Source organism: Myxosarcina sp. GI1(2024), assembly GCF_053543375.1.
Map to the genome: position 1 here is coordinate 355,943 of NZ_JBKGTY010000001.1, position 20,855 is coordinate 376,797.

At 42.8% G+C, this 20,855-nt stretch carries 16 protein-coding genes and 1 pseudogene; 13 read left to right on the forward strand and 4 right to left on the reverse strand.

Annotated features, from left to right (window positions below):
* The 7 genes and pseudogenes from ACLFKQ_RS01825 to ACLFKQ_RS01855 all read left to right on the forward strand — a co-directional run.
* Nucleotides 1-396, forward strand: a pseudogene (locus tag ACLFKQ_RS01825) (IS701 family transposase); the annotation flags it as partial.
* A gap of 25 nt (nucleotides 397-421) precedes the next feature.
* Nucleotides 422-2,392, forward strand: a complete 1,971-nt coding sequence (locus ACLFKQ_RS01830) for a pentapeptide repeat-containing protein (protein WP_448998212.1) — start codon at nucleotides 422-424, stop codon at nucleotides 2,390-2,392.
* A gap of 48 nt (nucleotides 2,393-2,440) precedes the next feature.
* Nucleotides 2,441-3,079, forward strand: a complete 639-nt coding sequence (gene ureG / locus ACLFKQ_RS01835) for an urease accessory protein UreG (protein ID WP_448998213.1) — start codon at nucleotides 2,441-2,443, stop codon at nucleotides 3,077-3,079.
* Nucleotides 3,080-3,172: 93 nt separating this feature from the next.
* Entirely contained in the window at nucleotides 3,173-3,679 is a 507-nt protein-coding gene (locus ACLFKQ_RS01840; RefSeq protein ID WP_448998214.1) for an urease accessory protein UreE, read from the forward strand.
* Between the two features lie 269 nt (nucleotides 3,680-3,948).
* Complete coding sequence (locus ACLFKQ_RS01845; protein ID WP_448998215.1) at nucleotides 3,949-6,594, forward strand: efflux RND transporter permease subunit; 2,646 nt, start codon at nucleotides 3,949-3,951, stop codon at nucleotides 6,592-6,594.
* A 205-nt stretch (nucleotides 6,595-6,799) separates the two neighbouring features.
* A complete protein-coding gene (locus ACLFKQ_RS01850) occupies nucleotides 6,800-10,225 on the forward strand; it encodes a CBS domain-containing protein (RefSeq protein ID WP_448998216.1) in 3,426 nt (1,141 codons plus the stop codon).
* 70 nt (nucleotides 10,226-10,295) lie between these two features.
* A protein-coding gene (locus ACLFKQ_RS01855) for an IS5 family transposase (RefSeq protein WP_448998612.1) occupies nucleotides 10,296-11,050 on the forward strand; the annotation gives its coding sequence in 2 pieces (ribosomal slippage) (nucleotides 10,296-10,616 and nucleotides 10,619-11,050; 753 coding nt in all).
* A 29-nt stretch (nucleotides 11,051-11,079) separates the two neighbouring features.
* Here the strand turns inward: ACLFKQ_RS01855 and ACLFKQ_RS01860 are convergent.
* Nucleotides 11,080-11,439 (reverse strand): hypothetical protein, encoded by a 360-nt coding sequence (locus ACLFKQ_RS01860; protein WP_448998217.1) that lies wholly within the window; start codon nucleotides 11,437-11,439, stop codon nucleotides 11,080-11,082.
* Nucleotides 11,440-11,640: 201 nt separating this feature from the next.
* On the opposite strand from ACLFKQ_RS01860, the gene ACLFKQ_RS01865 reads away from it, so the two are divergent.
* Together ACLFKQ_RS01865 and ACLFKQ_RS01870 are read left to right on the forward strand one after the other, a co-directional pair.
* On the forward strand, nucleotides 11,641-12,669 hold the full coding sequence (locus ACLFKQ_RS01865; RefSeq protein WP_448998218.1) for a dihydroorotate dehydrogenase-like protein: 1,029 nt from the start codon (nucleotides 11,641-11,643) through the stop codon (nucleotides 12,667-12,669).
* Nucleotides 12,670-12,688: 19 nt separating this feature from the next.
* Nucleotides 12,689-13,840 carry an ATP-dependent 6-phosphofructokinase gene (locus tag ACLFKQ_RS01870; RefSeq protein WP_448998219.1) on the forward strand — a complete coding sequence of 384 codons (1,152 nt, stop codon included), beginning with the start codon at nucleotides 12,689-12,691 and terminating at the stop codon, nucleotides 13,838-13,840.
* A 42-nt stretch (nucleotides 13,841-13,882) separates the two neighbouring features.
* Here ACLFKQ_RS01870 and ACLFKQ_RS01875 read toward each other — a convergent pair whose 3' ends face one another.
* Together ACLFKQ_RS01875 and ACLFKQ_RS01880 are read right to left on the reverse strand one after the other, a co-directional pair.
* On the reverse strand, nucleotides 13,883-14,116 hold the full coding sequence (locus tag ACLFKQ_RS01875) for a HypC/HybG/HupF family hydrogenase formation chaperone (protein WP_448999433.1): 234 nt from the start codon (nucleotides 14,114-14,116) through the stop codon (nucleotides 13,883-13,885).
* Nucleotides 14,117-14,174: 58 nt separating this feature from the next.
* Nucleotides 14,175-14,396 (reverse strand): DUF4327 family protein, encoded by a 222-nt coding sequence (locus ACLFKQ_RS01880; RefSeq protein WP_448998220.1) that lies wholly within the window; start codon nucleotides 14,394-14,396, stop codon nucleotides 14,175-14,177.
* A 326-nt stretch (nucleotides 14,397-14,722) separates the two neighbouring features.
* On the opposite strand from ACLFKQ_RS01880, the gene ACLFKQ_RS01885 reads away from it, so the two are divergent.
* The 4 genes from ACLFKQ_RS01885 (at nucleotide 14,723) to ACLFKQ_RS01900 (ending at nucleotide 18,554) form a co-directional block, all read left to right on the forward strand.
* A complete protein-coding gene (locus ACLFKQ_RS01885; protein ID WP_448998221.1) occupies nucleotides 14,723-16,114 on the forward strand; it encodes an FAD-binding oxidoreductase in 1,392 nt (463 codons plus the stop codon).
* A gap of 117 nt (nucleotides 16,115-16,231) precedes the next feature.
* Nucleotides 16,232-16,966 carry an alpha/beta fold hydrolase gene (locus ACLFKQ_RS01890; RefSeq protein WP_448998222.1) on the forward strand — a complete coding sequence of 245 codons (735 nt, stop codon included), beginning with the start codon at nucleotides 16,232-16,234 and terminating at the stop codon, nucleotides 16,964-16,966.
* Between the two features lie 36 nt (nucleotides 16,967-17,002).
* The gene (locus ACLFKQ_RS01895; RefSeq protein WP_448998223.1) at nucleotides 17,003-17,137 is read left to right on the forward strand and encodes a hypothetical protein; all 135 of its coding nucleotides are present in this window, start codon (nucleotides 17,003-17,005) and stop codon (nucleotides 17,135-17,137) included.
* A 115-nt stretch (nucleotides 17,138-17,252) separates the two neighbouring features.
* Entirely contained in the window at nucleotides 17,253-18,554 is a 1,302-nt protein-coding gene (locus ACLFKQ_RS01900) for a hypothetical protein (protein WP_448998224.1), read from the forward strand.
* Here ACLFKQ_RS01900 and hypF read toward each other — a convergent pair.
* Nucleotides 18,546-20,849: a carbamoyltransferase HypF gene (hypF, locus tag ACLFKQ_RS01905; RefSeq protein ID WP_448998225.1), complete on the reverse strand. Its 2,304-nt coding sequence runs from the start codon at nucleotides 20,847-20,849 to the stop codon at nucleotides 18,546-18,548. The two genes, ACLFKQ_RS01900 and hypF, sit on opposite strands and share 9 nt — an antisense overlap.
* Nucleotides 20,850-20,855 lie beyond the last annotated feature (6 nt).

Below are 20,855 nucleotides of genomic sequence, written 5' to 3' on the forward strand. Positions count from 1 at the left end.
TTTGAAGATGCTGAAGATATTGACTACTTACTCACAAATGTTGAGGGAGAAATAGTAACCGAGCAATGGATAGTTCAAACTTATGCTCAGAGAAACTGGATAGAAGTTTTCTATCGAGAAGCCAAGGGATGGTTAGGATTAAAAGAGTATCAAGTTAGAGATAAGAAGAGTTTGGAAAGACATTTTATTCTAGTTTTTTGTGCCTATACTTTTATCCTTTGGCATAAGCTTACTGGAGGTTTAAGAAGACGTTGGGCGAACAAACCTTTGGAGACATTTCCTGAAGCATTAGAAGCTTTTCGTACAGGTATATCTTATCGTTTTGTCCAATGGTTGAACCAAAATCGCGACGTATTCGTAGCTTATAAAGCTAGTTTGGGCTTTGTTTGGGCTTGATTTTTGTTTAAGTACCGTTAAATGAATGATTGAAAAACCCAAATTGATAACTTATCTACAGCAGGTTTTATCTTTAATCTTAATCATTTGTAGTCTAGTTCTAACCTTTAGCGATGCAGCGACGGCAGCAACTCCAACGGATAAAAATTACTTAACCTTAGAAATCTTGCAAGAAAAACTGAACAATCCGATTCAGCAAGATGGCAGAGATGTTATCGAGTTAAATAATTATATTATCGATTTAACTCAACAAGATAGCGAGTTCGAAGAACAATTTTATCGAGAAATTTATCGTAAAATTAGTCGTAGTAATAATCATATTTCTCTGGATTTAAGCAATAGTATCATTCAAGGAGATTTCGATTTTAGTCGCCTGGGTATTGCCACCCCTCTAGTAGAAGGTGCCTTATCTTCTCTGCTATCTCCCGCAGAACGAGAACAGATTAAGAGCTATCTTTTACCGCTCGAGCGACCGAGAGAACAGAATCCCAAGATTAAAGTATTTCGTGGTAATTTAAAGCTCGATCGCGCTGTATTTACCGCCAAAGCAAATTTTTCCGACCTAGTATTTTTGCAAGAACTAGCGGCTGTAGAAACTAATTTTCAGCAGGAAGTTAACTTTACTAGCAGTATATTCGGTAGAGCAGTAAATTTTAGTAATGTAACTTTTGATAGCGATCTTCAATTTGACAGCACCCATTTTTTCGCTCGCGCTAACTTTAAAAGCATAAAATTCCAAGGTATGACTAATTTTAGCGGTAGTTATTTCGAACGAGAAGTAAACTTTAGCAATGCGGCTTTTTTGGAAATAGCTGACTTTACCAAAAGCATTTTTTCCCTTCCTGCTGACTTTAGTAAAACCATTTGGCGCGATCGCGCAATCTTTTCTAAAAGTAAATTTTTAGACTCTTTAAATTTAACTAATGCCACATTTGAAGAAAATCTGGCTTTTCGAGACGTATATATTAGTTCTGAGATTAAATTACAAGATGTCAGTTTGTTAGACAGAATAGATTTTAGCAACGCTTTTTTTACCTACCAGGCTAAAATATCGATGACGGGTTTGGCTTTTGATTCTGAAGCAGCCAAAATTATAGGTGAAAGTGACACCATAGGTAAGGTGATTACCATCGATGGTTATGAAGGTAATGAGACAGTTTTTCGTAATTTAATTTACAATTTTCGCAATTTAGAGCAATTTAATGATGCTAATCAAATTGAATATCAACGAGAACGTCTGAGACTAAAACAATTAGGCGAGGGCATAATTAAAACTTCTTGGCGAAAAATACTTAGCTTTGATTGGATAAGTAAAATCTTACAGTGGTTGGGATTGAGTTTATTATTGCTTTTGGGCAATTATGGCACTAACTTTAACCTAATACTTAGTGTGGGTATTATCGCGATCGCTTTTTTCAGTCTTCTGTTTTGGTTTATCGATCGCTTTCGACCCCAGGTTTTTCCACCTATAACTCCCACTCGTTACGAAACTATCTGTATGTTGGGAAGTTATCTGGTTTTGACTGGCTTGGGGATAGTTAATACCTTTGTGGCTACCGACAAACCCTGGTTGACCTTGGCTTGTGTGGCGATAATTTTATTACCCATTCCCACCGCATTTTTAATTAGATTTTATTGTCTCAACCAAACCGATAAACTTTTTGACCTTACTTATTTCGTCGAGAATGGAGAAATGCGACAATTTCGGCTCATGTTAGGGCGGCTGCCAATTATACCTCGGTTTGGCTTCTTTCGCGATCGCTATCTACCAATTTTATGGAACAAACGTTGGAATTGGCTAAATTATTACGACCTTAGTTTGAATAATGTTTTTAAACTGGGCTTTAATGATATTCGTTTACGGGACGAACATTTACCGAGTGTTATTGCAATTTTAGTTTGGTATCAATGGTGTTTGGGAGTAATATATACTATTGTATTGCTCTGGACTTTTTCCCGTACCATACCAGGCTTGAATCTCTTACTTTATTTTTAAAACCAAGTTCTCTATCATATTGTTATCTATTGTTTTTGGCTATTCAAGATGAAAAAATCGGCAGCTAGATTGGGAATAGGAGGACCCGTCGGCAGTGGTAAAACCGCTTTACTAGAGGGATTAATTCCCAGATTAATCGCTAAAAACCTAGAAATTGCCGTAGTAACCAACGATTTGTTGACTACCGAAGATGCCGATCGCCTCAAGAAAAAAGGGATTTTGGCAAGCGATCATATCGTAGGAGTAGAAACCGGTAGCTGTCCCCATACTGCCATTAGAGAAGACCCGACGATGAATCTGCTGGCGGTTCAAGATTTAGAATTACTCTATCCCCAACTAGACTTAATTTTTATTGAAAGCGGCGGCGATAATTTGGCTTCTACCTTTAGCTACGATTTGGTCGATGCCTATATTTTTGCGATTGATGTTGCGGCGGGAGATGATATTCCGCGCAAACATGGACCTGGTTTCGTACAGGCAGATTTAGTAGTGGTCAATAAAATCGATCTCGCTCCTTATGTCGGTGCCAACCTGGATTTAATTCGTCAAGAAGCACCACTCCATCGTCAGGGAAAGCCTTTAATTTATACTAACTGTCGAACTGGAGAAGGTTTAGATGAAGTGGTTAATTTTATTTTAAAAACAGTCTTGTTCGATGAATTATCAAAAATTGGACATAAATTTTAGAGTTTCCTTAAGCCAAACTTTTACTAATCCTTACCGCTGATTTTCTAAACTAAAACTAGAGTTTAAATTATCGACAGTACAGTATTGGAAATTATGACCGAGATCGCCCGTAAATATTTGGGTAACATTAATGAAAATAGTAGCTTAAAATCTGAGGTTGATACAGCCCTCAAGCTGCATCAGTGTTGGGAAATCGAACTTGCCTCAAACGATCGCGCCAAAGGGAGAATCTTTACTCATTCTACTTCGGGGGTAGCAATTGGAATTATTAAAACTCGTGATTCTCGATTAAATACGGGAGATGTTTTTGAAACTGAATCGGGAAGATTGATTTTAATTCGCTTACAAACCCAAAAGTTGATGGTGTTGAGTTTTACTCAACCTCTAAAGGACAGAACGATCGATTTAGTTCATCTCGGACATATTTTGGGCAATCATCATTATCCCATCTTCATCGAGTCGGGTAAAATTTATATTCGGCTAGTCACCGAACCCAAAGCGATCGAACAAATTATCGCAGAATTCGACTTGCCTGGGTTAAAAATCGAGTATGAAGGGCGAGCACTAGAGGAACTTATTTTTTCTCATCACGGTCATTAAACCTCAGCTATATAGCAATTCTCATATTGGTGAGGTACAAAGTTTTTTAGTTTTGAGGCAGGAGGCAGAAGAGAAATGTCGATCGGTTATGTTCTATTCAGTCGATCGGTTATGTTCTATTCAACTGAAAAGTGCAGTAAATTTGATAGTTGAAATCGGCTAGTAGGAGCGGAGGAAACAGCTGTCTTTTGCGATAAAAGAGCTCGTTTGCGGTAGATTCGGCTGGCTCGAGCGATAATTACCAACAGCAGAATTAATCGGTCGTCTAGATGTTTTTCAAGCGTTTTAATCTTTCTCGTCTGGCAATTTATCATTCTCGTCTGACCATTGGTATCTGGTTAGCTGTAGCGGTAGCAGGAATATTTGCCCTAAGTTCTCTAAAGTATGCTTTATTTCCCGAAGTTAATTTTCCCGTAGTCATAGTTCGCGCTCAGGCTAATTTAGAGAATGTTTTAGAGACAGAAGCTAGATTGACAGTACCATTAGAAACCGCTTTACAGCCTCTATCGGGACTGCAACAATTAACTTCATACACATATTCGGGACAAACCGCAGTTAATTTATTGCTCGATACCACCATAGAGATCGAAGACGCGACTGCAGCGGTGGAAGGGGCGATCGCGGGAGTATCTCTTCCTGCCACTACAGATATCGAGGTAATTCCCTTTAGTCTCAATGAGTCTACTGCGGTCAGCTACGTACTGGTTAGCGAGCGATATAACTTGAGAGAACTAGAGGAAATCGCTCGCACCAATATCGTTCCGATTGTTAACAATATACCGGGAGTAGGGCGAGTAAATCTTCTCGGTAACTCCAATCCCATTGATAGAAAATCTCTACTTACTAACAATAATACTAATACTAGCCTGGTTCATTTCAACGGCAAAAAGGCGATCGCGCTTCAGGTAATCAAACAAGCAGATGCCAACACATTAGAGGTAGTCGAGGGAGCAGCAACTGCGATCGAGCGCTCGAACGGTCAATTAGCAGATATCGACATAGTTCTAGCAGAAACCCAAGCCGACTTTATTCGCCAAGCAACCCAAGCTACGCTCGAAGCTTTATTAGGTGCGGTTGTGTTGGCAATAGTAGTAATTTATCCTTTTTTGCGCAATCTACGGGCGACTTTAATTGCAGCGATCGCCATTCCCGTCTCGTTGTTGGGCACATTTATCGTGATGGCGTTGGCTGGTTTTAACTTAGAAACTCTAACCTTACTAGCTTTGGCGTTGATAATTGGCATTATTATCGATGATGCGATCGTCGAAATTGAAAACATCATGCGCCATCTAGAAAATGGTAATAGTCTTAGAGAGGCAGCACTCTTAGCGACTGAAGAAATTGGCTTGACGGTATCGGTTTCTACTTTAACCATCGTGGCAGTATTTCTGCCGATCGCCTTGATGGTGGGAACTTTAGGGCAATTTTTTCGCCCTTTCGGTTTGACGATTTCAGCGGCAGTGTTAACTTCCCTGTTAGTCGCTCGTACACTTTCGCCAGTTTTGGCGATTTATTGGCTTAAAGCAACTCCTCTGACTCAAAGCAAACCAGCCAATAATCGGATAGTTTTAGCTTATCGCCATTTATTGGGCTGGTCGTTAAACCATCGGCGGCAGGTAATTGCAATGGCGATCGCCGTTTCGATAGCGGGAATTGCGTTAATTCCTCTCATCCCCCAGGGATTTTTACCAGAATTAGACCGCGGAGAATTTAATATTTTTTATACTACTCCCTTACCTAAATTAGTCAATCGGATCGATACCGACATACCCCAATCTCAGCCAGAACCTCAATCCTCTCAGTTTAGTTGGCTGACCAGCGTAGCGCGATCGCCCGAAAGGATTTTGCTTAGAAAGACGATGGCGGTGGGAGAACGATTGGAAACCGTAGCCTTAAATCATCCCGAGGTCGAATCCGTTTATACTATTGCGGGAATAAGAGGAGAACCCAATCGAGGAAAACTCTACATCAAGCTCAAAGACGAGCGCAGTTTAACTACCGCCGGAGTACAGGAAACTCTTCGCACTGCTTTACCGCAAATTGCCAATGTCACCATTAGCATCGAAGATCTCGAATTCGTGGAAACGGGAGAAGATAGCGCGGTCAAAATTGCCTTAGTAGGAGAGGATCTAGAGCAGCTTAGAGCCAGCGCGATCGCCCTTAAAAATCGAGTCCAGCAGCTTTCGGGATTTGTAGACGTGCGCGTCACCAATGAAAACTCACAGCTAACCACAATTATCCATCAAGACGGCAAACGAGTTGTCTATCTCAATGCCAATTTAAGTAGTGACAAGGCAATTGGGGATGCCACTCAAGAAGTAAGCGCGATCGCCAAAACTATTTTGCCTCCCGGCATCAGTCTCGATTTAGAAGGAGAATCAGCTAGAACCAGAAAGATACTGGGAGAATTTGCCGTTACGCTAGTTTTATCAATAATTTGTATGCTGCTGGTTCTTTATTTTCCTTTTCGTCGCTGGTTGGAGCCGATGGTAATTGGTTTATCTCTTCCTTTGGCAATTGTAGGTGCGATGTTAGCTCTGTTGGTTACTCAGAGTGATTTTGGGATGATTTCTCTAATTGGCTTGATTTTTTTGCTCGGTTTGTTAGACAAAAATGCGATTTTACTTTTGGATTACATCAATCGCCTGCGTAAAACTGGTAAAAAGCGCACCTCAGCTATCTTAGAAACAGGAGTAGTACGTCTGCGCCCCATCTTTATGACCACCATCTCGACAATTTTAGGAATGTTACCCATCGCTCTCGGATGGGGAGCAGGTTCGCAATTAAGACAGCCAATGGCAGTAGCAATTATTGGCGGATTGATAACTTCTTCCGTACTCAGTTTAATTGTGGTTCCCGTACTTTACACTCTTCTAGAAGATTGGCAAGCAGATAAGAGAGAGAAGAAGAATTAGTAGAATTTGTTGATTCGGCGATCGCCATATTACAGCAGTGTGTAAACTAATAAAGTCAAAGAGCTAAAATAAATCCCGACGATACCACATCTTCTCGCATCGAACTGTTAAGGCGAATCAATATTGGCAAGTGTACTAGGATTTACCTTAACATTAAGTAATCTTGCTTAAGATATTAAATTAAACTAATATTTCCTAATTAATCGTGCAGCCGAATAACTTTTTCTTATTGGAGCAGATAATCGATCGCCAACCATTGACTGTAGCTCCTGAAATCCCCTTAGCCCAAGTTATTAACTTAATGCAAGAGTGGGGCAATAGCTGTAATCTGACTGTTAACGCCGCAGCTTTAACAGCAGACGCAAGTATCTATTCCAATAATAGTTGTGTCTTAGTCGAACAAAATTCACGGCTTTTAGGGATCTTTACCGAGCGGGATTTGGTCAAGCTGATTGCTAGAGGAGTGAATCCAAAAGGTCTAACTGTCGCAGAAGTAATGAGTCGGAATGTGGTGACATTAACCGTAACCGGTCGTGAAGATCTATTTAGTGCTTTGAGTGTGTTGCGCCAGCATCACATTCGCCATCTGCCCGTGTTAGACGAACGCCGTAATTTACTAGGATTAGTTACGGCTAAAAATTTGCGTCAAAAGCTGCAACCAATTAACTTAATGCAGTGGCGCAAAGTCTCAGAAGTCATGAACACTGAGGTAATTCATGCAGCTCTCAATGATTCAGTAAGGCATGTAGCTAGATTGATGGCAGATAGTGAAATTAGTTGCGTGGCGATCGCTGAAACTATGTCACTTCCCAAGAGCGCCGCAACGAAATTAAAGCACAAAACCAACAGTTGTTTAGTTCGTCCCGTGGGAATTATTACCGAGCGAGACATCGTTCAGTTTCAAAACCTCAACTTAGATTTGGAACAGCCAGCTCGCAACTTAATGAGTGCGCCCCTGTTTTTAGTCAGTCCTGAAGATACTCTGTGGTCGGTGCATCAGCAAATGCAGCAGCGTCGAGTAAGACGTTTGTTAGTAGAAGGTGCCCGAGGCGAACTTAGAGGTATTATCACCCAAACTAGTTTGCTGGAGATCTTCGACCCCACCGAAATGTATGGGGTAATTGAAGTATTACAGCGAGAGGTTTGTCATTTGGAGCTAGAAAGAACTCAATTACTAGAAAATCGTCAAGCAGAATTAGAAACCCAGGTAAGAGAACAGACGAATAGTTTAGAAATCGCCAATCAACGGTTGCAACTCGAGGTGAACCTGCGCCAACAAAGCGAACACAGATTTGATAGTATTCTCAGTTACCTAGAAGATGTAGTTTATTCTGTCGATCCCAATACTTCTGAGAGATTTTACATAAATTTGGCAGCAGAAAAAATTTATGCTTATCAGGTGGCGGAATTTTATCACAATCCCGATCTATGGCTGGAAGTAGTGCATCCAGAAGATCGCCAGCGCGCGAGTGATTTTGCTCTAAATGTCATTAAAACAGGAGCTGGCGAAATTGAATATCGTATTATTCGTGCCGATGGCGAGGTGCGCTGGCTTTATGACCGCGCTCGATTAATTCGTGATGCTGACGAGCGATCGATTCGTTTGGATGGAATTGCCACAGATATCAGCGATCGCAAACGGCGAGAAAACATTCTCAGAGATATTGCCTCTGGGTTGTCAGTTGAAGTAGGAGAAAATTTTCTTCAATCTTTAGTAGAGTATCTCAGCAAGACGCTGAAAGTAGATCGTGCTTTTATTGGCAAACTAGTTCAGCCCAATGGAGATAGTATAGAAACCCTCGCAGTTTATGCTAAAGGGAAAATTATCGACAATTTTGCATATTTGATGGCTGGCACTCCCTGTGAAAAGATTATCGAACGAAAATTATGTATTTATCCAGAAGCAATCCAGCAATTATTTCCTCACGACCGCATGTTGCCAGCAATGGAGGCCGAAAGTTATGCAGGAATACCTATATTTGACTCTAGGGGAGCGGCTTTAGGTTTAATTGCAATCCTAGATAGCAAACCTTTGGTGGATCTTTCCTTAATTGAAGAAGTATTGAAGATTTTTGCCTCTCGGGTCATAGCTGAATTAGAACGCAAACAGGCTGAAAAAAAAATTAGAGAACAAGCTGCCCTACTAGATATTGCCACAGATGCAATTATGGTTCGTGGATTAGATAACAAAATTTTATTCTGGAATCGGGGAGCGGAAAAAATCTACGGTTGGACAAAAGCAGAGGCAGTCAAGAGAAATGCTAATGAGCTTTTATATCGGGGATCTCTAGCAGAATTAAACCAAATTCAACAAACGGTAATCAAACGAGGTGAATGGCAAGGAGAACTCAATCAAATAACCCAAGAAGGTAGAGAAATTGTGGTCAAAAGTCGCTGGACTCTAATCGAGGATGAAGCCGGACATCGAGAGTCGATTTTAGTCGTCAATACCGATATTACCGAGCAAAAACAACTAGAAGCTGAATTTCTGCGCACTCAACGCCTAGAAAGCTTGGGAACCCTGGCAAGTGGAATCGCTCACGATCTCAATAACATTCTTTCTCCCATTTTAGGTTTTTCTCGACTAATTCCTCTCAAGCTACCCAATCTAGATGACCAAACCAAAGAATTTTTCAAAATTATCGAAACCAACGCTCAGCGGGGTTCTGCTTTAGTCAAACAAATTTTAACCTTTGCGCGGGGTTTAGAAGGCGATCGCGGCATAGTCCAAATTCGCCATTTAATTTCGGAGATCGACCAAATAGTTAGAGAAACTTTTTCTAAAACTATCGATTTCGAAATAAATATGCCGAAAAATCTCTGGACGGTGAATGGCGATGTCAATCAACTGCATCAAGTTTTAATGAACCTGGCGGTTAATGCTAGAGATGCGATGCCTGAAGGCGGCAAGTTAACTATAACCGCTGAAAATTTTATAGTAGATGGTAATTTTGCGCGACTGCATTTAGATGCCGTTGAAGGTAGTTATGTTCTAATTACCGTTGCCGATACTGGCGTGGGTATTCCTCCCGAAATCCTCGATCGCATTTTCGAACCGTTTTTTACTACTAAAGAAATTGGTCGCGGTACGGGTTTGGGTTTATCGACTGTGATTGGCATCGTTAAAAGTCATGGTGGTTTTGTCGATGTTACCAGCCACACTACAAAACAGGAAACTAGGGGAACTCAGCTCAAAGTGTTTTTACCAGCTTCCGAGACAGCAGCAATGGTAACTCAAGAGAGGGAAGAAATACCACGGGGTAATGGCGAACTAATTTTAGTTGTCGATGACGAAAATTCCATGCTCGAAGTTACCAAAGCTACATTAGAAACCTTTAATTACCAAGTCTTAACTGCCAATAACGGTATCGACGCGATCGCCATTTATACTCAAAATATGCAGGCGATCGAGCTAGCACTGGTGGATATTATGATGCCCTCGATGAACGGTAAAATCGTCATTCGTACGCTCAAGAAAATTAATCCCGAACTACAAATCATTGCTTTTAGTGGCTTGATTTTCAGTCAAGAAATTATCGCTGAAATCAACGATCAGATCTCAACTTATATCGCCAAACCCTATAGCAATGAAGAATTATTAAAAAGTATTAGCAAAATTTTAACTCGCTAGGTTCTGTTGACGTAAAGAGGCAAAGATGAGAAAGTACCTGAAGTTGCTGATTTTAGTCAAAAAATTCTTCATGAAATCTCGTGTTAAGTTGGACGATTCTGCTTGGCAGCAAATTTTCGTTGTTCTGAGCCACCAACAAGACATCCGTATCAAAGACCCCAAAGCTTGTCGTCGTTTTCTGAATGCGGTTCTCTGGATTACTCGCACAGGTGCTCAATGGCGTGAATTACCCAAACGTTTTGGCAACTGGAACAGCCTCTACAAACGATATCGGCGTTGGTGTCAGAAGGGAGTTTGGCATCGTCTCTTGCAAGAAATGTCCCACTCTGCTGACTTAGAAAGTTTAATTCCCGATAGCACCATGATTCGTGCTCATCCCTGTGCAGCAGGAGCAAAAGGGGGTCAGAAAAACACTCTTTAGGAGGTTCTTGTGGCGGATTTAGTACCAAGTTACATGCTGTGGTAGATGCGTTGGGCAATCCGCTGCGGTTGCTTCTGACTCCAGGGCAAACCGCCGATATCAGTCAAGGAGAGGCATTGGTGGCTGGTTATCGAGCTCAACAGGTAATTGCCGATAAAGGCTATGATTGTGATGCTTTTGTGGTCTTGATTGAGGAAACTGGTGCTCAAGGCGTGATTCCGCCTCGTTCTGGTCGCCTCAACCCTAGAGATTACGATTCACATCTGTACAAGGAGCGACATCTAGTTGAGTGCTTTTTTAACAAACTTAAATACTATCGTCGCGTTTTCAGCCGTTTTGACAAAACTGACGAATGTTATTTGGGATTTGCCGAATTTGCTTCGGCTTTAATTTGGTTGCGTTAATTGTGTCAACAGAACCTAGTAGTTTACCACTAGTTTTTATTCTGGATCTCTATATCCAATTCATAGAAGTTATCTGGTTGAGGCTGGCCAATAGGCTTATTTTCCCGAATCTGTTCCTGTAGTTCTGGATCGATTTGCAAAATATCCCTAATTAAATACCGTTTTGGAGCAGCTAAAAAATCGGCTTCTCTTTCAAAATCTTTTCTTCCCGTTTCATAAAATCTTTGGGCTGCCGTCGGTGTAAACAAACCATTAAAACTAGAGTCTCGCACCCTAGAAAGATTGTCTTGTGCCTTAACAGTGGCGATCGCACCGACCAAAATTATGGCAGTTGCAATTCCTAAAGTTTCAAATAAATTCGTAACAAAATGTAGAGTATTACTTCTCACCTTGCCCTCCTCCAAAATAGGATGGCTTTTCTACTTCTATTATAGAAAATCTCTAGTGCTTCTAAACTAGCAGTTTGAAATCAACCACTAACTACTACCAAAAAAGAGCGATCTCGTAGCTAAATACCGACTAGATCGTAGTTCTTCACAATATTCTCAAACAATTGCTTTAATTTAAAACTAAATTATCCAGGAGAAAAGATGGTAGATTTATCAACGACCTATCTAGGATTAAAACTGCGATCGCCATTGGTAGTCGGTGCTGCTGCACCACTAACTGAAGATATCGATAATATCAAACGCATGGAAGATGCTGGTGCTGCTGCAGTAGTTTTACATTCCCTGTTTGAAGAACAGCTAGTCGAAGAACGCTACGCTCTATACCATCATCTCACTCACGGTACGGAAAGTTACCCCGAAGCTATTTCCTATTTTCCCGAACAGGAAATCTTTCATGTCGGTTCCGAAACATATCTCAATCAGATCCGTCGCGCTAAAGAGATGGTAGATATTCCCATTATTGCTAGTCTTAATAGTTCTAGCGTTGGTAGCTGGAGTGATTATGCCCGAAAAGTAGCACGAGCAGGTGCAGATGCTTTGGAACTAAATATCTATTACGTTCCCACCGATATAACCATGTCTGGCGAGCAAGTAGAACAAACCTATATCGATATCGTTCGCAACGTCACCACAGCCGTAAACCTTCCCGTAGCAGTAAAACTAAGTCCATTCTTTAGCAACATGGCAAACATGGCAAAACGCTTGAGCGATGCAGGAGCAAATGGCTTAGTATTATTCAATCGTTTTTATCAACCAGATATCGATTTAGAAACTCTAGAAATAGAACCTAACTTACTGCTAAGCAGTTCTCGGGAAATGCGTTTGCCAATGCGCTGGATTGCTATTTTGTATCGAACTATTCCCGTAGATTTTGCTGCTACTAGTGGGATTGGTAGCGCCCATGATGTTATCAAAATGATGATGGTAGGTGCTAACGTTACCATGTTAGTCAGCGTACTTCTAACTCATGGCATCGAACAGCTTCAGAAAATCGAACGGGATCTAGTCGAGTGGCTAGAAGTTAAAGAATACAATTCGATCGCTCAACTACAAGGCAGCATGAGCCAAATCAACTGTCCCGATCCTAGCGTTTTCGAACGAGTACAATATCTTAAAGCCATACAAACCTATCAACCTCATGGGCAATTGGCTGAAAGATTGGCTACCTAACAAAATTTATCTAGATGGTATGAGTAAAAAAAAAATCGGAATTCTAACTAGTGGTGGTGATTGTCCTGGCTTAAACGCCATCATTCGTGCTGTAGTTAAATGTGCCAGTCAGAAAGGATGGGAAGTATATGGCATTCCTTATGGTACCGATGGTTTTTTGAGACTAGAAAGAGGGAAATGGCGCTCGCACGATCTCAAGCTGAAAGAACACGGTTACGATCTACCAGGATTGTTACATGGAATCGATATTTTACAATTTCTCAGTGGCAGTATTTTAGGCTCGTTTAGTAAAGGCAATCCCAGCAGCGATACAGAAATCGCCCAAACGATTATTCAGGGTTATCGAGATTTAGACCTCGATGCCCTAATTGCAGTGGGAGGCGACGGCAGTTTAGAAATTATTTACGATCTAGCGCGGCAAGGTCAATGGAACCTGGTGGCGATCCCTAAAACGATCGATAATGACGTCCCCTTTACCGAGAGATCGGTGGGATTCGATACGGCAGTCGATAAGGTAACTTCTGCTCTCTACGATCTTACCTTCACTGCTGCCAGTCACGATCGCGTTATGGTAGTTCAAGTCATGGGACGCAATGCCGGTCATTTAGCTCTGCGTTCTGGTATTGCTGGTGGTGCCGATTTTATTTTGATTCCCGAACTCACACCTCAAATAAACGCCGACTTAATTAATAATATTTGTCTGCGGATTGCCCAGTTACGTCGCTCGGGACGTAAATTTGCTCTGATTGTGGTGGCAGAAGGAGTTAAAAATCAACTGGGAGCCAAAGAAAAATATATTGGGGACTATCTCGCTCAACAAATTGATGAGATCGCTCACCAACTGTGTTTGAGTGATCGCACTAAATTTTGCGAGCTAGAAGCGATGGAAACGCGAGCGACAGTTTTGGGTCATATTCAGCGTAGTGGCACTCCTTCTTCTTACGATCGCCTGCTAGCTGCTACTTTTGCCAAAAAAGCCATAGATTCGATCGCGGAAGAAAATTATAACCAGCTCGTAGTCAGGCAAAATGGAGAAATCCACACTCAGCCATTAGATAAAGTCGTAGCGCATATCAAACAAGCCCATCAGCTTGGGGGCTGTCCTAGTCCCGTCAATCCCAATGGTTTTTTAGTCCAGACGGCGCGATCGCTAGGGATTTATTTGGGATAAGTGGCATAGTCTATATTTTGAGTAAGACAATTATGAGAAGTGCTAATTATTAATGCTTAATTGTTGGATATTTTGGAGAGTTTTTTCTGCTTCTTGGCGGTCGAGGATGCTCAAGGCAAAGCCGACATGAACGATCGCATAATCGCCAATTTTAGCTTCGGGAACATAGGCAAGGCTGACTTGCTTAATTATTCCACCAAAGCTAACTCTGGCCATTCTCAGTGTAGTATCACTATTATCGATTGAGACAATTTTGCCAGGTACGGCTAAACACATAAACACTTCTCCATAACGACATAATATAAATAATGTCAGTTAAGCTCAATTAGTCAACTCAATCTTCCTGCCACTCTTCTTTGCACAACAAGTCGCAGATGCGATCGCGTAACAAATAGTCATTTCTTTCTAGTTCGCATTCGGCACAGATCCAATCTCTCGGTGGAATGAATTCACAAAGAATACAAATTGGCTGATAGCGATCGATAACTCCTCGTTCGACTAAATTACGAGCTTGTTGTCTGATTTCATCCATAGAATAATCAACTGTAGCTACCATGGCAAACCTCATTTGCTCTATTGCTCTCAGTTTTAAGATAAACAATTAGCTTGAGGAACTTGTGAGGAATGTCGAGCTGACGTTTCACAACTTAACTACTATCGGCAAAGTTTTTTAAACTCTCACAGTTTCTTCAAATTTTGCTTTTAACATTCGTGCTAGGTCAACTGAAAAGGAATCTACGAATCTAATTAAGGTCGATCTATAAAATTCGAGCTTGTCCGATCTCAGCCTTGTTTGTCTTGACAACCAGATAACTAATTTTCAGTAGTATCCCATAAATCAAGATTGGAAAACCTGAATAAGCAATTAGAGAGGTAAATAATATGCTTCAACAATCACCACCCGCTGAATTAAATCGCAGCATCAGAGGTAAGCTTATTTTACCAGATAGCGATGAATACGATGAGGCTCGACGGGTTTACAACGCAACGATCGATAAACATCCACAAGCGATCGTGCGTTGTGCCAATGTGACAGATGTGATAGCTACCGTGAAATTCGCTAGAGATAACGCTTCGTTGCTGGCGGTGCGAGGAGGCGGGCACAACGGAGCGGGTTTAGCAATGTGCGATGGCGGTATAGTTGCAGATCTTTCCGAGATGAGGAGGATTCACGTCGATCCAGTCTCCAAAACGGTTAGGGTTGAAGCAGGCTGTACTTGGGGGGATGTAGACCATGCTACTCATGCCTTTGGATTGGCGACAGTCAGCGGCATCATCTCGACTACTGGTGTTAGCGGACTTACTTTGGGCGGAGGACATGGTTATTTAACCCGTAAATATGGTCTTACTATTGACAACCTGCTAGCTGCCGAGCTGGTACTAGCGGATGGACGATTTATTACCGTCAGTGAGAATGAAAACGAGGATCTGTTCTGGGCAATTCGAGGCGGTGGCGGCAACTTTGGCATTGTCACTTCATTCCTGTTCCGCCTGCATCCTGTTAGCACTGTTTATGGCGGACCGATGTTTTGGCATCTGGAACGAGCTAAAGAGGTGATGCAGTGGTATCGTGAGTTTCTGCCAGCCGCATCTGAAGATCTTTATGGATTTTTTGCCTTCCTTACCGTGCCGCCTACGCCTCAGTTTCCAGAACATTTGCATCATCAACAAATGTGCGGTGTGGTCTGGTGTTATCTCGGAGCTCTAGAGCGGACAGATGCGGTATTCGAACCCATTCGTCAGGTTGCTGGTTCACCGGTTTTCGAACATCTAGGCTCCATGCCCTATCCCGCTCTCCAGAGCGCTTTCGATGATTTGTATCCACCTGGTTATCAATGGTATTGGAAGGGAGATTTTGTTAAAGAGCTAACCGATGAAGCGATCGCCAAACACGTCAAATGGGGATCGCAACTTCCGACACCGCTATCAACTATGCACCTCTATCCAATTGATGGCGCAGCCAGTCGAGTAGGCAGAAACGATACGGCTTTTAGCTTTCGCGAGGCTAAGTGGTCGATGGTCATGGCGGGTGTCGATCCCGAGCCAGCAAACGCTGACAAGATTACCTCCTGGGCAAAGCAATATTGGCAGGCACTGCATCCTTACTCCTGTGGCGCAGCATACGTGAACTTCATGATGGAGGAGGGTCAGAAGCGCGTTCGGGCAACTTACCGCGACAACTACGATCGCCTGGTTGCCATTAAGACTAAATACGACCCGACCAATCTCTTTCGGGTAAACCAAAACATCAAACCGATGGATGTACAAAATTAGACCATAAGTAGTTAGTACTCAGTATATACTTTTCTGTTCTCTGTGACCTTCTGCCTATTCCCTTTTGACTCCTGACTCCGATCCTAACCTTAATTAAGTAAACTTAACTTAAAGATTATGCCCTATGCTAACAACCAAGGAATTTTTATCCACTACCAAGTAAAGGGAGACGGTTGCCCGCTAGTCCTCCATCACGGGTTTACCCAAAGTTGGGAGGATTGGCAAGATTTTGGCTACAGCCAAGTTCTCAGTCGCGACTATCAGCTTATCATGCTCGACGCTCGCGGACATGGTGCTAGCGATCGACCCCATGACCCCGCCGCTTATGCCTTACCCCATAGAGTAGGCGATGTGACTGCGATTTTAAACGATCTCAATATTTCTCAAACTCATTTTTTCGGTTATTCAATGGGGGGTTGGGTAGGGTTCGGCATGGCTAGATATGCTCCCGAACGGCTGCACAAGCTAATTATCGGAGGTTCTCATCCCTACGCAGAAAGTATGCGGTTTCTTCGAGAACCACTTAGTAAAGGCATGGAAGGTTTAGTTGATTTTGCCGAAGCTAACTTCGGGCAATGGTTGACTCCTACTAGTAAGCAGCGATTGATATCTAACGATGTAGAAGCACTGCTAGCACTTTGCCAAGATCGCTCTTCCCTCGAAGCTGTTTTACCCATCATGACTATGCCCTGTTTGCTAATTGCGGGGGAAGACGATTTTAGGTATGCCAAAATTCGCGAGTGTGCCAAACGAATCCTCAACGCCACCTTTGTTAGCCTGCCCGAATGCGACCATTTTGCAGCGATGGCAAAAAGCCAGTTGGTGCTGCCTCACATCATGAAATTCTTATAAGTTAAACCGATGTAAAGGAGGTTCGAATTATGTCAGATGAGAGTTGCGATCGCAACTCTCATGCGAGAAGAAATTGTACTTGCAGAAGCAGCAGTAGAAGTAGAAACATTTTTTCAGTATGTCTCGGTGGACTACTCCGTCGAACAGGCTCACTCCTTGTTGTCCGCCTGATGCTTGCATGTATTATAAGGAAAATCGATTGAATTTAGCCAAGCGATAAGAGAATTTCTTCAAAAGTAATTACTATTCGCTTTCTTGTTTATTTAAATCTCAATAGGACAAAAAGATGAAAATACTAGAAAAATTACAAATACCTCCAGGTTTTCACAATATGCAGGCATTCACTCTGCTTGAGGCCTTAATGGGTCGTCGTTCCCGACGTTTCTTTAAAGGAGCGCATATACCCGATGGGGTATTTGCCTACAAGTCCCGTCACGAAGTCGAACCTCTATCCGAATTAGAAAAACTGCTGGTAGTAACCGCCTGTGGGGGCAACACTAGCTGGCATAACTTAATTTATCGCGCCGAGCGTTATGCACCCTACCTCTCTAATTATGCAGGGGCTGCGGGGGGTCGCACCTTTCCTTCGGCGGCAGGATTTCATACTAGCATGACCTTTGTTACCGATGACGAAGGAGTCTACGTCCTAGACAATCGCGATGCACCTGCCTCGACCGAACGAGAAGCAGACGGTTCTCTGAAGCTTGAGGACGTTCTCAATGCTCTCAAACAGCAAGTTAAAAACATTTATGATGGTCGGCTCAAGTTACCATCAGAAGTACCTTTTGTTGAGGCTCACAACACCTGGGTTGTCAATCATCCAGGAACGCTGCTGGTGATTCCTGTCGGCGATCTGGCACAGCATATGCTACTGAACCTTTGCTATATGCTGCAAAATGGGCTGGTTCTTACCGACGACATTAATAAACGTTCTCTACCGGGAATTGACCAATTTAAAGACATTGTCGACCCAAACAATACTTGGCCCCTCACCTTTGTCGAGCAATGGTCGATGGCGGAACTGTCTGCAGAATTGTCTACCAGTTGCTATGCTGGAGCGCTGATGCTTCAGGCAATGGGGTTGGGAGGTTGGATGTTTAACGGCATCGATCCATTCGTGATGCTGGGCGCGAGTGGCGAACCAGACGTACCTGGGTTGGGCTTCCGCTACGACACTGACGATCGCTGGCCCTATCCCAACCCGACCGGCTTAGCTGGAATAATGGAAGGCTTTTGTCCGCCTCACTACCGGGATATGCGGGCTGCGGTTGAGGCACTGTGCGAGCGCAAATTTGGGGCTGGCGGTCCGTTTCATCCCGAAACACCGGGTCCTTGGAAAGACTCGGCAAAAGTACGTTCTGCAGCTCAGGTTCATAGCGAGGAATTTAAGGACTGTATAGCTCTCCAGGCTCAATACATATTTGACACCTTTGGCAAGTTTCCAGGTACCGTTCCTTCGATTTTCTTAATTACTTACCTACAGGCACATCATTTAGACTTAGAGTTTTACGACAAATTCTACAGCCCGGGAGCTTATTTAAAAACCCATGCCGAGCATCTGGCTCTTTGGCACCATGGCTCAATCTAAATTTCTAAGTGCCGCTAAAATTTGCCCTACGGCAATTCCTCCGTCATTGCTAGGAATACGTCGATGCCAGTAGGGAATACAATCTGCTTGTCTCAATCTAGCGATCGCTTTTTCGGTCAAATATTTATTTTGCCAGCAACCACCTGTAAGCACGATTTGTTTTAAAGCTGCTTGTCGGGTAACACTGACGATTATTTCGGCTAGGGTATTGTGGAACTTAGCGGATATTTCGGCTGACGAGACATGATTAGTAAGATCCTTAAGAATTTGAATAACTAATTTTTCCCAATCGATAACGATTGGTAAGTTAATTGTTTGGTCTTGAGGTTGGATTAATTCAAAATCATAAGTAGAATCGGTTCGATCGCCTGCAATGGCAAATTCTAACTCCATTGCCGCTTGCCCTTCGTAACTAATTTGCTGGCGAATTCCTAAAAGGGAAGCAATTCCATCGAATAAGCGTCCCATGCTAGAAGTTATGGGGGTGTTAATCTTTTGATTCAACATCCTGCGTAGAATATTTAGTTCGCTACTACTAGATGCTCGAAAACAGGGTAAGTAGTCAAAATTATCGCTCTCCGTAAATAGTCTGTCGCCAAAAATTTCATAGAGTAGAGCGATCGCAATTCTTTTGGGTTCTCGGATGGCTCTTTCGCCTCCAGGTAGCTGAAATCTTCGCAAATGGGCGATTCGCCTAAAACCCGTAACGATAAGACTGAGAAATTCTCCACCCCAAATCGTGCCATCTAGTCCATAGCCAGTTCCATCCCAAACAATACCTAAAGTTGGCTGATTGAGATCTAGTTCGTTGTCTGCCATACAGGAAAGAAGATGAGCATAGTGATGCTGCACGGAAGTCAAAGCGATGTTGGACTGTTGGGCATATTGAGTAGAAAGATAATCGGGATGGAGATCGCAGGCGACTTTTGTTGGTTGGAGTTCGTATAGTTGTTGAAAATCGCTAATGGTTTGTTGAAATCTGTCGAATGTCGCTACTGTTTCTAAATCTCCAATATATTGACTGATGAAGATGCCATCGTCTCTTCCAAAAGCGATCGCATTTTTTAACTGTGCTCCTACGGCGAGGATAGGAGATGGTAAGGTTCGTTCTGGGGGGAGCGCGATCTTTATTGGCAAAGGTGCATAACCGCGAGCGCGTCTTATAATTTGTCCTCTTCCCCCCATTAGCCGCGCGATTGAATCGTCTACAGGACGAACAATGGGACGATTATGAACTAAAAACAGATCGGCTATTCGATCGAGTCTTGTTAGTGCTTCTCGATTGCCGATACAAATTGGCTCATCGCTCAAATTACCACTGGTAGCCACAACGGGAAAGCCCAACTCTTTCATTAAGAGGTGATGTAAAGGAGTATAGGGCAGCATGATACCTAGATAGGGATTTTGAGGAGCGACTTGTTCAAAAAAATTAACTTGCGTCTTTAAAAGCACTATTGGTGCTTCGGGAGAGAGGAGTAATTTCTCTTCTAAGATAGATACCTGGCAGTCTGCTTTAACTAGTTCCAAGTTGGGATACATTAAGGCAAAAGATTTATCCGGTCGCCGTTTGCGATCGCGCAATCTCCCTACTGCTGCTTCATTCCCTGCATCGATGATTAAATGAAACCCTCCCAACCCTTTAACGGCAACAATTTTTCCTTGGCGAACGGCTTCGGCAGTTGCCAAGAGAGCATCGTGATGGGAGTTTAAAACCCTTCCTTCCCAGTTCCAGAGTTCCAAATGAGGACCGCACTGAGGACAGGCATTAGGTTGAGCGTGAAAACGGCGATCGCGGGGATCTCGGTATTCTGCCAGGCAACGATCGCACATTTCAAACTGCTTCATCGTCGTGTTCGGGCGATCGTAAGGTAAGGTTTCGATAATACTAAAACGAGGACCGCAGTGAGTACAGTTAGTAAAGGGGTAGAGATAGCGACGATTAGTCGGAGCGAAAATTTCTTGCAGGCACCGATCGCAAGTAGCGAGATCGGGTAAGATTAAGGCGGTTTTTTCTCCGCCACTACTGGCGGCGATGGTAAATTCTCGGTCGCCAACGGGAGCCAGCCAGGAACTGACTGAGCTGTGGATCTCAGATCGAGGAGGTAATTCGGTTTTGAGTCGGTACGAAAAGTTTTCTAAGCGCGATCGCTCGCCTTCGACTTCGATTGATACTCCCTTTGCGGAGTTATTGACCCATCCTGTCAATCCTAGCTCTGTTGCCAATTGATAGACAAAAGGACGAAACCCCACCCCTTGAACTACACCTCGAATCTGAAGATGTAAACGTTCTTTCATAAAAAG

Bases quoted from the DNA above. Each gene is read 5' to 3' on its own strand.
- ACLFKQ_RS01885 (WP_448998221.1), top strand. From the start codon at position 14,723: ATGCTTCAACAATCACCACCCGCTGAATTAAATCGCAGCATCAGAGGT.
- ACLFKQ_RS01875 (WP_448999433.1), bottom strand. From the start codon at position 14,116: ATGTGTTTAGCCGTACCTGGCAAAATTGTCTCAATCGATAATAGTGAT.
- ACLFKQ_RS01870 (WP_448998219.1), top strand. From the start codon at position 12,689: ATGAGTAAAAAAAAAATCGGAATTCTAACTAGTGGTGGTGATTGTCCT.
- ACLFKQ_RS01880 (WP_448998220.1), bottom strand. From the start codon at position 14,396: ATGGTAGCTACAGTTGATTATTCTATGGATGAAATCAGACAACAAGCT.
- ACLFKQ_RS01865 (WP_448998218.1), top strand. From the start codon at position 11,641: ATGGTAGATTTATCAACGACCTATCTAGGATTAAAACTGCGATCGCCA.
- ACLFKQ_RS01840 (WP_448998214.1), top strand. From the start codon at position 3,173: ATGACCGAGATCGCCCGTAAATATTTGGGTAACATTAATGAAAATAGT.
- hypF (WP_448998225.1), bottom strand. From the start codon at position 20,849: ATGAAAGAACGTTTACATCTTCAGATTCGAGGTGTAGTTCAAGGGGTG.
- ACLFKQ_RS01900 (WP_448998224.1), top strand. From the start codon at position 17,253: ATGAAAATACTAGAAAAATTACAAATACCTCCAGGTTTTCACAATATG.
- ACLFKQ_RS01830 (WP_448998212.1), top strand. From the start codon at position 422: ATGATTGAAAAACCCAAATTGATAACTTATCTACAGCAGGTTTTATCT.
- ureG (WP_448998213.1), top strand. From the start codon at position 2,441: ATGAAAAAATCGGCAGCTAGATTGGGAATAGGAGGACCCGTCGGCAGT.
- ACLFKQ_RS01895 (WP_448998223.1), top strand. From the start codon at position 17,003: ATGAGAGTTGCGATCGCAACTCTCATGCGAGAAGAAATTGTACTTGCA.
- ACLFKQ_RS01890 (WP_448998222.1), top strand. From the start codon at position 16,232: ATGCCCTATGCTAACAACCAAGGAATTTTTATCCACTACCAAGTAAAG.
- ACLFKQ_RS01845 (WP_448998215.1), top strand. From the start codon at position 3,949: ATGTTTTTCAAGCGTTTTAATCTTTCTCGTCTGGCAATTTATCATTCT.